Here is a 10,385-nt window from a genome sequence, read left to right on the forward strand (position 1 = left end):
CCCGCCATTTCTCGTTCGTCACTGTCCGCCGAGTGCCGTTACGCAGTAAGTGAGGCCCGGTGAGGGTTCGGTGTACGAAATGGCGGTCGCTTCACCGCAGTCCGCGGTCGCCGATTTGACGACCTTTTCGATCTTGAGGACCTTCTGGACGGCGAACTCGTTGCTGCCCTTGGAGCAGTCGACGACCTTCATTCCCTCCATGTTCATCTTCACGAGCTCTTCCTGGTAGCACTTGCCCTCCTCGAGCTTCTCCACCAGGCAGAGCTTGAGCGACGAGGTGCGCCGGCCGGACTCGGTGTACTCGGCGTAGTCGTCGCTCGGGCACGCCTCCGTCGTCGACTTCATGGCCTTGGCGATGATGTAGTTCGCCTCGGGCGCGGCGCAGTCGACCTTCTTGTAGTTCGGCTTGAAGGTGGTGCCCGTGACGCTCGCGCACTCGCCCGGCTTGGCCGAGGGCTCGCCGATGCTGCTCAGGCCACCGCTGATCAGGGCCTTCACCAGGATGCCGACGCCGACGAGCACGACGATGGTGACGATCGAGCCGATGACCTTGCCGGCGCCGCTCTTCTTGGGCGGCGGGCCGTAGGGCATCGGCTGGCCCAGGGGCTGACCGGGCACCTGGCCGTAGGGGTTCTGCTGGGCGTACGGGTCACCGGGCTGTCCGGGCTGGCCGTACGGACCCGGCTGGCCGTACTGGCCCGGCTGGGGCTGGCCCGGCTGCCCGTACTGGCCGGGCTGGGCGTACGGATCGCCCGGCTGCCCCGGCTGGCCGGGGTAGCCCTGCTGGGGCGGCTGACCGTAGGGGTTCGGCTGGCCGTACGGCTGCGGCTGTCCGCCGGGAGGCGGCCCGTAGGGCCCTGGCTGCTGCGGCTGGTTGGGGTCGGTCATCGGGGATTCCTCTCGGACAGGTCACGCGAAAGACAGCGAAACCGGAGCCGTGGGACACGACTCCGGTTTCATGAGGCCGGACCTCGTCAGGCAGGAGCGCCGAGGCAGTACTGGAGCTTCGCCTCGGGGAAGGACTGCGGCTGCTCGCCCTCCGCGCACTGCGGCGCGGCGGCGTCCTTGACGACCTTGGTCACCTTGAAGGCGGCCGACTCGCCGCACTCGACGGCCTTCGCGCCGATGCCACCGGTGTTCTCGGCGTAGCACTTGCCCTCGGCGAGGACGGGCGCGAGGCACAGCTTCGTCTTCGGGCCGCGGCGCTGCGTCTGCGTGTACTCGTCGTAGCCGTCGCCGCACACCTCGCTGGTGCCGCCGGCCTTGCCGACCACGTAGTTCGCCTCGGCGGCGCCGCAGTCGACCTGCTTGTACTCCGGGCTGGTCGACGTGCCGGTGACCGCGGCGCAGTCACCGACCTTCGCCTGGGCGACGTCGCTGGTGAAGTAGTTGAACGCGTAGAACGCGGCACCGACGACCACCAGGCCGACGACGTAGGTCAGGATCCGCTTGCCGATGCTCGACTTCTTCGGCGCGGGTTCCTGAGCGGGCTCCGGCGCGTGCGCGGGCGAAGCGGATTCAGTCGTGCTCATGCGGTTCTCTCATTTCCGAATACCCCAGATGGCCCATGCCCCCCGACACAGCCGGAGCAGAGAGTGCCACGCGGCGCGGAGATGCGCTCGGGCTTTACGGAAACGTTACGGCGTCTTGGATCCCCTGGAGAGCTGCGCAGGTCACTGCTGCTGGTCGCCGCGTTCGAGGCAGAAGGTGACGGCGGGCTCCGGGAAGACCGCGGCGCGCGCGGAACCGCAGGCAGCGCGGTCGGCCTTGCCGGTGAACACCTTGGCGACCTTCACCGAGTCCTTGGTCGCGCAGGCGACCTTCGCGATGCCGGCGTCGGTGTCCTGGCCGTAGCAGGAGCCCTCGACGAAGTTCGGCATGAGGCACAGGGTGGAGTCACCCGTGAACGTCGAGTAGTCCATGCCGCCGGACGGGCACGCCTTCTCGTTCCAGTCGAGGACCTTGGCGATCTTGACGTTCGCCTGGTCCGACCCGCAGTCGAGGGCCTGGTAGCGCGGGTTGTCGAGCGCGCCGGAGATCCGCGCGCAGTCGCCGGCCTTCGCCGACTTCGCCACGTCGCCGAGCTGGTTCAGCACGAACCCGCCGAGCAGCACGAGGGCGAGGACAACGGCGAAACCCAGGCCGACCTTCTTCATGGCCTGGGTATCGGCGTCAGAGGGGGCTCAACTCAACCGAGTTCACCCGATCAGGATCCTTCGGGGACACCCATGCAGTAGACGGAGGCGGGCTCGCTGAAGCGCCACTCGCCCGCGGTCTCGGGGCACACCGTGCCCTCCTCGGGCAGGCCGTCGACCTTCTTGACGATCTTGACCGGCGACTCGGGGGTGCAGGCCTCCTGCTTGAACACGCCGTCGTCGCCCGAGTTGTAGCACTTGCCCTCGATGAGGTTGGGCATGAGGCAGAGCGTCTCGTTGCCGGACTTGACCGGCTCGTAGAGGCCTTCGGCCGGGCACTGGTCCTCGGCGTTCTTCAGCACGACGGCGACCCGGTGCGTGGCCGCGGTGTCGTTGCAGCCCTCCGACGAGAGGTTCCACTCGCCGTCCGGCTGGTCCGCGTTCTTCGGCGAGGCGCTCACGCAGTCGCCGGCCCCGGTGCTGTTGAGCGACGTCAGCGCCCACACGCCACCACCGACCAGGACGACGGCCAGCACGCCGACGATGACGAACTTCAGCCAGTTGTTCTTCTGGGGCGCCTCGTCGGTCTCGGCCTCGTCCGGAGCCGGGTTCACCACGGCCGGGGGCTCGACGGGATCAGTCGACTCGCTGCTCATGGCCGAGAACGTACGACACGTCGTGTTGGCTTGGTGTGTCGACTCACACTTGTCGTCACCGGTTGACGCAGGTCGAACGCATTTGGCGTCGTCAGGGAGACTTGTCGGCGTGACCGATGGCCCTTTGATCGTCCAGTCGGACAAGACGCTGCTGCTCGAGGTCGACCACCCGCTCGCCGACGACGCGCGCACGTCCATCGCGCCGTTCGCCGAGCTGGAGCGGGCTCCCGAGCACGTGCACACCTACCGCGTGACGCCGCTCGCGTTGTGGAACGCGCGGGCGGCCGGGCACGACGCCGAGCAGGTGGTCGACGCGCTGGTGCGGTTCAGCCGCTATCCGGTGCCGCAGCCGCTGCTGGTCGACGTGGTCGACACGATGAGCCGGTTCGGGCGGCTGGTGCTCACCAACCACCCGGCCCACGGGCTGACGCTGCACACCAACGACCGAGCGGTGCTCGAAGAGGTGCTGCGCAACAAGAAGATCGCGCCGATGTTCGGGGCGCGGATCGACGACGACACGGTCGTCGTGCACCCGAGTGAGCGCGGGCGCCTCAAGCAGTTGCTGCTCAAGGTCGGCTGGCCGGCCGAGGACGAGGCCGGCTACGTCGACGGCGAGGCGCACCCGATCGAACTCGCGGAGGACGGCTGGAAGCTGCGCGACTACCAGCGGCTGGCGGCGCAGGCGTTCTGGGCCGGCGGGTCCGGCGTCGTCGTGCTGCCCTGCGGCGCGGGCAAGACGCTCGTCGGCGCGGCGGCGATGGCCGAGGCGCAGGCGACCACGCTGATCCTGGTCACGAACACCGTGGCGGGCCGGCAGTGGAAGCGGGAGCTGATCGCACGCACGTCGCTCACCGAGGAGGAGATCGGCGAGTACTCGGGTGAGCGCAAGGAGATCCGCCCGGTCACGATCGCGACCTACCAGGTGATCACCCGCAAGTCGAAGGGCGAGTACAAGCACCTGGAGCTGTTCGACTCGCGCGACTGGGGCCTGATCGTCTACGACGAGGTGCACCTGCTGCCCGCGCCGGTGTTCCGGATGACGGCGGACCTGCAGTCCCGCCGCCGCCTCGGGCTCACCGCGACGCTGGTGCGCGAGGACGGCCAGGAGGGCGACGTCTTCTCGTTGATCGGCCCGAAGCGCTACGACGTGCCGTGGCGCGACATCGAGGCGCAGGGCTGGATCGCGCCGGCCGAGTGCACCGAGGTCCGGGTGACCCTCACCGACAACGAGCGCCTGCAGTACGCGACGGCCGAGCCCGAGGAGCGCTACAAGCTCTGCTCGACGGCGAGGACCAAGATCCCGGTCGTCCGCCGGGTGCTGGAGCAGCATCCCGACGAGCCGGCCCTGGTGATCGGTGCTTACCTGGACCAGCTGGACGAGCTGGGCGAGGAACTGGGAGCGCCGGTGATCAAGGGGTCGACGAAGAACAAGGAGCGCGAGGAGCTGTTCGACCGGTTCCGCCGCGGCGAGCTCCGGACGCTGGTGGTGTCGAAGGTCGCGAACTTCTCCATCGACCTGCCCGAGGCGTCGGTGGCCGTGCAGGTGTCCGGCACGTTCGGGTCGCGGCAGGAGGAGGCGCAGCGCCTCGGCCGGTTGCTGCGACCCAAGGGCGACGGCCGGCAGGCGCACTTCTACTCGGTCGTCGCGCGCGACACGCTCGACACCGACTACGCGGCGCACCGGCAGCGGTTCCTGGCCGAGCAGGGGTACGCGTACAAGATCGTCGACGCGGACGACCTGGTCGGATGACCGGCTGGTGGATGTGGAACCCGGCCGGGACCGCGCCCACGCGCCGGTTCCGGTCGGAGGAGTCGCTCGCCCGCTCGGCACCGGACGCGCAGGTCGTCCGGTCCGCTGATTTCACCTGCCCGGCGCAGCGCCGCCGGGCCACGGCCGTGCGGACGGACTTCCTGCGCGTCTCCGGTGACCCGGTGCAGGTGGCGCTGGTCGAGCAGCGGCTCTGGACGCTGCTCGTGGCGCTGCGCCGGGCCCAGCCCGTCCGTGACGCGCTGGCGACCGCGCCACCCAGGGCGGGCCGGGCGGCGCTGGTCGCGGAGCCGTCGCGCGAGCTGGCCGAGCTGGACCGGCGGTTCGACCGGTTCGCGGACGCCCTGCGCGTGCTGGTGTCGGACCCGACGCCGGAGCAGCTGCGCCACACCGCCGCGTTGGACTAGGCAGGTCAGGCCGGCTTGATGATCGTTGCGCAACGATGACGTGGCACGAACGTCCTCATGAGACCCGTCGGGAAGGCTGGAGGGCATGCCGCGCGTACTGCTGATCGAGGACGACGAGGCGGTCCGCGAGGGACTGTCGCTCGCCCTGACCTACCAGGGGCACACCGTGGACGCGGTGCGCACCGGCGAGGAGGGCCTCGACCTGCTGGGCAGCGTCACGCCCGATGTCGTGGTGCTGGACCTGATGCTGCCGGGCGTGGACGGCTTCGAGGTGTGCCGCCGCATCCGCGCGTCCGGTGACCTGCCGATCATCATGCTGACCGCGCGCAACGACGACATCGACGTGGTGGCGGGCCTGGAGGCCGGAGCCGACGACTACGTCGCCAAGCCGGCGCAGGCCCGCGTGCTGGAGGCCCGCATCCGCGCCGTGCTGCGCCGCTCGTCCGCCCCGGTCGCCGAGGTGGTGGCCGAGCGCCACGGCGACCTGACGATCGACCGCGAGGGACTCGTGGTGACGCGGTCGGGCGAGCCGGTCTCGCTCGCGCCCACCGAACTGCGCCTGCTGCTGGAACTCTCCTCGTCACCGGGCCGCGTGATGTCGCGCCAGCAGTTGCTGGGATCGGTGTGGGACCAGGGGTACCTGGGCGACTCGCGGCTGGTCGACGCGTGCGTGCAACGGCTGCGGTCGAAGATCGAGAACGACCCGGCGGCCCCCGTGTACGTCCAGACGGTGCGGGGCTTCGGCTACCGCTTCGGACCGCTGTGACGCTGCGCCTGCGGCTGCTGCTCGCCTTCGCGTTCCTGACGATCGTGACCGCCGCGGCCGTCGCCGGCGCCGGCTACGTGCGGGCGCGCGACGCGATCGTGCAACGCGCCCAGGACAACGCCGTCATCGAGACCACGAACCGCGTCGAGCAGCTCTACCCGCTGCCCGCCCGTCCCGTGGACACCGCCCTCCTGGAACGCGTCGCGGGACGCGTCTCCGGCCGCGAGGGCTCGGCCCTGGCCTACGGCAACGGACTTTCCGCGGGCGGCATGGACCCGTCCGTGATCACCGCCGAACTGCGGTCCCTGGTGTCCTCGGGACGTGTCGGCTGGCAGCGCGTGTCGTACGCGGACTCCGTCTGGCTCGTCGTGGGCATGCAGGTGCGGGTCACCTCCGGCGCCTCGCCGGGCATCGAGGTGTACGTGCTGCGACCGTTCACGTCGGAGGCCGCGTTCGTCGGCGAGCTGGCCCGCAACGCGTGGCTGATCGGCGGCGCGGTGCTGGTCCTGGCCCTGGGCCTGGCCTTCCTGGCCGCGCGCGGTGTCCTGCGCCCCGTCCGCGAACTGCAGCTGGCCGCCTGGAGGCTCGGCCAGGGCGAACTCTCAGCGCGGGTACCGGTCCGCGGCCGCGACGAACTCGCGTCCGTCGCGTCGACCTTCAACAGCACGGCCTCCTCGCTGGAGCACCACGTGGGCGAGCTGCGGCGGATGGAGGCGGACGCGCGGCGGTTCGTGGCGGACGTGTCGCACGAGCTGCGCACGCCGCTGGCCGCGATGACGGCCGTGACGGACGTGCTGGACGCCGAGACCGCCTCCCTGCCCGGCGTGGCGGGCCAGGCCGCGCGGCTGGTGAACCGGGAGACGCAGAACCTGACCCGGCTGGTGAACGACCTGATCGAGGTCACCCGGTTCGACTCGGGGACCGCGGCACTGGCGCTGGACGACGTCGACGTGGCCGAGGTCGTGCGGACCTGCCTGCGGATGCGCGGCTTCTCCGAGGTGTCCGCCTCCCTGCCGGACGGCGTGCGGGCGCGCCTGGACCCGCGGCGGCTGGACGTGGTCGTGGCGAACCTGGTCGGCAACGCCCTGCGGCACGGCTCACCACCGGTGTCGTTGGAGCTGTCGGTCGCTTCGGGGTTCTTGGTGATCGAGGTGGCGGACTCGGGGCCCGGGTTGCCGGCGGAGGTGCTGCCGCACGTGTTCGCGCGGTTCTACAAGGCCGACTCGGCTCGGGGGCGGTCGGAGGGGTCGGGGCTGGGGCTCGCGATCGCCTGGGAGAACGCGCGGCTGCACGGGGGGACGCTGACGGCGGCGAACCGGGCCGGGGGCGGGGCGTTGTTCACGCTGCGGCTGCCGTTGGGCGGTGAGGGGTGAAGCGCTGGTGGGCGTTGGGGAGCGGGCGGGCGTTGGACGTCCGGCATGGGCCGGAAGTCCGCCACGTGCCGGCTGCCAGGCGCAGGCCCCGGCCCCTTCGTGAGCTCGGCCCCGCACTGCTCGTTCTCGCCGCCCTCACCGTCCTGACCGCCTGCGGCATCCGCCCCACCGACCCCATCCCCGGCCTCGAAGCCCCCACCGGCCCCGTCGAGAACACCTCCCCGTCGCTCTACTGGGTCTCCCGAACCGGGGTGCTGCCCGTCCCCCGCCCCGAGGGCAGCCTGAGCGGGTTCGACGTCGTGGGACTCCTCGCCCAGGGCCCGACCGGCGCCGAGCAGGCCCGCGGGCTCACGACCGAGGTGCCGTTCGACGCCGTGCCCGCCACCGTCGACCGGGTGGCCAGCGGGCTCGACGTGACCCTGTCCACCGACGTCTCGCAGCTCAGTGCCGCTGCCGTGCAGCAGATCGTCTGCACGGTGCTCGGCATCCAGCCCGCCGGCTCGGTCAACCTGCGTGGGGGCGGGCATTCGCTGGAGTTCCTCAAGTGCGCTTGAATCGGGCCGTGCACGTCTACTCCATCCCGATGCGCGCCCGGTTCCGCGGCATCACCCGGCGCACCGGCCTGCTGTTCGAAGGTTCGTCCGGGTGGGGCGAGTTCTGCCCGTTCGAGGAGTACGGCGACGCCGAGGCCGCCGCCTGGCTCGCGTGTGCGCTGGAGGCCGCGAACGACGGGTGGCCCGCGCCGGTCCGCGACCGCATCCCGGTCAACTGCACCGTGCCCGTGGTCGGTCCGGAGCGGGCGCACGAGATCGTCACGCGGTCCGGGTGTTCCACGGCCAAGGTGAAGGTCGCCGAGTCGACGCTCGAAGACGACTGCGCGCGGCTCGAGGCCGTGCGGGACGCGCTTGGGCCGCGAGGGGCGATCCGGGTCGACGCGAACATGCTGTGGGACGTCGACACGGCCGTCGCGGCGATCAAGGCCATGGACAAGGCCGCCGGCGGGCTCCAGTACGTGGAACAGCCGTGTCACACGCTGGACGAGCTGGCCGCGGTCAGGCGGAGGGTCGGCGTGCCGATCGCGGCGGACGAGTCGATCCGCAAGGCCGACGACCCGGTGAAGGTGGCCGTGTCCGGGGCCGCGGACATCGCGGTGATCAAGGTGGCGCCGCTCGGCGGGGTGCGGAAGGCCCTCGAGGTCGCGGAGGCCTGTGGGTTGCCGTGTGTGGTGTCGTCGGCGTTGGAGACCTCGGTCGGGATGGCGGCCGGGGTCGCCCTCGCGGCCGCGCTGCCAACGCTCGACTACGCGTGCGGGCTCGCCACGCTGCAGCTGCTGGACGGTGACGTCACGAGTGACCCGCTGCTGCCCGTGGACGGATACCTGCCGGTGCTGACGAAGGCACCCGTGCCGGACCGCATCGAGGAGTTCAGGAGCGATGTGCTCGAAAAGGCCTGGACTGATCGGTACGGCAGGGTGCTGAACGTCCTCAGTCGATGAGTCGGTTCACGTGGATCTTCAGCGAGAACGGCTCGGTCGTCTCGTAGATTCTGCTCACCGCAGGCCGTTCCTGGTAGCCGAACTCACCGGCCAGGTGCATCGCCGCCAGCGAGACCGGCTCATCCAAGTCGACGATCCAGTAATGCGGAATGCCGGCCCACGCGTATTCATCGCGCTTGGCGCGATAGTCGATCTGCCGCGAACTCGGTGACATCACCTCGACAGCGAGCACGACCTCATCAGCCCTGATCAAACCGCCTTCGGCGTTTTGCCGCATCCCGGCGCTGCGCTTGGCCACGACCAGGTCGGGGCGCCGCACATAGCCAGGCATACCCGGCGGGGACAACTCCAGGTTCACGTCTATGTCGTAGAGAACTTCGAAATCATGGGGAATTTGACCCGCGAGCTGCACGACCAGACTGACGCCGGCAGCGACGTGGTTGCGAATGGGGCTGGGGGACATGATCAGACGGCCGTTCACCAATTCCGTGTAGCCGTCTTCGGTTTCTCCGAGCGCGGCGTACTGAGCAACGGTCATAGGACCCGCCGCAACAGCAAGCAGACGCCTCGGAGGCCTGTCGGGTAGCGCGGTCACCGCGTCTCCTTCCGTCTCATCCACCGTCGCACATGGAGAAGCTCCAATTCCCGACGCAATTACACATCTTCAAGCGATCTACGGCTTGCCGCGCTTTAACCCCTGCTCGGCCGCGCCCATGCTGAACACGATCCCCTCGGTCCGGTCGATCGCCTGCGTCCGCCGCTCGGTGGCCGGGACGCGGGTCAGGTCCACCAGCCGGATCGGCGGCCCCAGCTCGACCAGGGTCGGGGTGTAGGAGGCCTCCACCACGGACCACCCGGACGGCCCCTGCTCGAACTTGAACCGGGCGATCGCGCCCTCCTCGGTCACCCCGCGGGGTTCGGCGTGCCGGGCGACCTCGTTGCCGAGCCCGTACGCGACCCACTTGCCGCCGATCTTCTCGAACGGCTGCACCACGTGCACGTGGGTGCCGATGATCAGGTCCAGGGCGGGGTCGGCCAGCAACCGGCGGGCCAGCGCCTTCTGCTCCGCGGTCGCCTCGTGCTGGTACTCGTTGCCCCACTGCACGGACAGCACGACGACCTCGGCGCCGGCGGCACGGGCCGCACGGGCGTCGGCGAGGATCTTGTCGGCGTTGATCTGGTTCGCCCGCCACGGCTGCGGCAGCGGGATCCCGTTGAAGCCGTAGGTGAACGACAGCTGGGCCACCTTCACGCCGCCCGCGTCCAGGATGTGCGGGGCAGCAGCCTCCTCCGGCGTGCGGTAGGAGCCGGTGTGCTTCAGGCCCACGGCGTCCATCGCGTCCAGCGTCGTGCCGATCGCCGAGACACCGCGGTCCAGCGTGTGGTTCGAGGCCGTCGAGCACGAGTCGTACCCCACGTCGACCAGGCCCTTCGCCACCTCGGGCGGCGCGAGGAAGGCCGGGTAGCCGAAGAACGGGCCCTCCTTCGGGCCCAGCGGCACCTCCAGGTGGCACAGCGAGAGGTCGGCTTTCAGCGTCTCCTTGATGCCCGAGAACAACGGCAGGAAGTCGCGCCCGGCCGCGCCCCCGTCGGCCACGGCCTGGTCGGTGAGCGCCGGGTGGATCAGGATGTCCCCGCCCGCGGTCAGCACGAAGGACCGCGCGGCCGGCGGGCTGGAGGAAGTCGGCGCGGGCACCGCGGGTGCCGAGGTGACGACCGTCGGCGAGCCGGTGCACGCGGACAGCAAAAGGCCGGTGGCCAGCACGGATGCCGGCCACCGGACCA

General features: G+C 70.5%; 12 protein-coding genes. 6 read left to right on the forward strand and 6 right to left on the reverse strand.

The genetic code is table 11. The features are described 5' to 3' along the window. Positions 1-18 precede the first annotated feature (18 nt). The 4 genes from ND450_RS29705 to ND450_RS29720 form a co-directional block, all read right to left on the reverse strand. Positions 19-888, reverse strand: coding sequence for a hypothetical protein (locus ND450_RS29705; protein ID WP_253321790.1), 870 nt, complete (start codon positions 886-888; stop codon positions 19-21). 86 nt (positions 889-974) lie between these two features. Further along, a complete protein-coding gene (locus ND450_RS29710) occupies positions 975-1,532 on the reverse strand; it encodes a hypothetical protein (protein WP_253321791.1) in 558 nt (185 codons plus the stop codon). 141 nt (positions 1,533-1,673) lie between these two features. Further along, a complete protein-coding gene (locus ND450_RS29715; RefSeq protein ID WP_089908736.1) occupies positions 1,674-2,156 on the reverse strand; it encodes a hypothetical protein in 483 nt (160 codons plus the stop codon). A gap of 50 nt (positions 2,157-2,206) precedes the next feature. After that, on the reverse strand, positions 2,207-2,791 hold the full coding sequence (locus tag ND450_RS29720) for a hypothetical protein (protein ID WP_253321792.1): 585 nt from the start codon (positions 2,789-2,791) through the stop codon (positions 2,207-2,209). Positions 2,792-2,900: 109 nt separating this feature from the next. Between ND450_RS29720 and ND450_RS29725 the strand changes: the two genes are divergently transcribed. The 6 genes from ND450_RS29725 (at position 2,901) to ND450_RS29750 (ending at position 8,600) form a co-directional block, all read left to right on the forward strand. Beyond that, complete coding sequence (locus ND450_RS29725; protein WP_089908730.1) at positions 2,901-4,541, forward strand: DNA repair helicase XPB; 1,641 nt, start codon at positions 2,901-2,903, stop codon at positions 4,539-4,541. Further along, the gene (locus tag ND450_RS29730) at positions 4,538-4,966 is read left to right on the forward strand and encodes a hypothetical protein (RefSeq protein WP_253321793.1); all 429 of its coding nucleotides are present in this window, start codon (positions 4,538-4,540) and stop codon (positions 4,964-4,966) included. Before ND450_RS29725 ends, ND450_RS29730 begins: the two co-directional genes overlap by 4 nt. Before the next feature lie 85 nt (positions 4,967-5,051). Continuing rightward, positions 5,052-5,732 carry a response regulator transcription factor gene (locus ND450_RS29735; RefSeq protein ID WP_253321794.1) on the forward strand — a complete coding sequence of 227 codons (681 nt, stop codon included), beginning with the start codon at positions 5,052-5,054 and terminating at the stop codon, positions 5,730-5,732. After that, complete coding sequence (locus tag ND450_RS29740) at positions 5,729-7,105, forward strand: HAMP domain-containing sensor histidine kinase (protein WP_253321795.1); 1,377 nt, start codon at positions 5,729-5,731, stop codon at positions 7,103-7,105. The genes ND450_RS29735 and ND450_RS29740 overlap by 4 nt, the downstream gene beginning before the upstream one ends. Next, entirely contained in the window at positions 7,102-7,659 is a 558-nt protein-coding gene (locus ND450_RS29745) for a hypothetical protein (RefSeq protein ID WP_253321796.1), read from the forward strand. The genes ND450_RS29740 and ND450_RS29745 overlap by 4 nt, the downstream gene beginning before the upstream one ends. Positions 7,660-7,667: 8 nt before the next feature. Then, entirely contained in the window at positions 7,668-8,600 is a 933-nt protein-coding gene (locus ND450_RS29750; RefSeq protein ID WP_253328029.1) for an o-succinylbenzoate synthase, read from the forward strand. Here the strand turns inward: ND450_RS29750 and ND450_RS29755 are convergent. Both ND450_RS29755 and ND450_RS29760 read right to left on the reverse strand, forming a co-directional pair. Further along, positions 8,590-9,195 (reverse strand): Uma2 family endonuclease, encoded by a 606-nt coding sequence (locus ND450_RS29755; protein WP_253321797.1) that lies wholly within the window; start codon positions 9,193-9,195, stop codon positions 8,590-8,592. The genes ND450_RS29750 and ND450_RS29755 overlap by 11 nt on opposite strands. Positions 9,196-9,273: 78 nt before the next feature. After that, positions 9,274-10,365 carry a CapA family protein gene (locus ND450_RS29760; protein WP_253321798.1) on the reverse strand — a complete coding sequence of 364 codons (1,092 nt, stop codon included), beginning with the start codon at positions 10,363-10,365 and terminating at the stop codon, positions 9,274-9,276. Positions 10,366-10,385 lie beyond the last annotated feature (20 nt).

The sequence above is a fragment of the Lentzea sp. HUAS12 genome (assembly GCF_024125735.1).
Taxonomy (GTDB): Bacteria; Actinomycetota; Actinomycetes; order Mycobacteriales; family Pseudonocardiaceae; genus Lentzea; species Lentzea albida.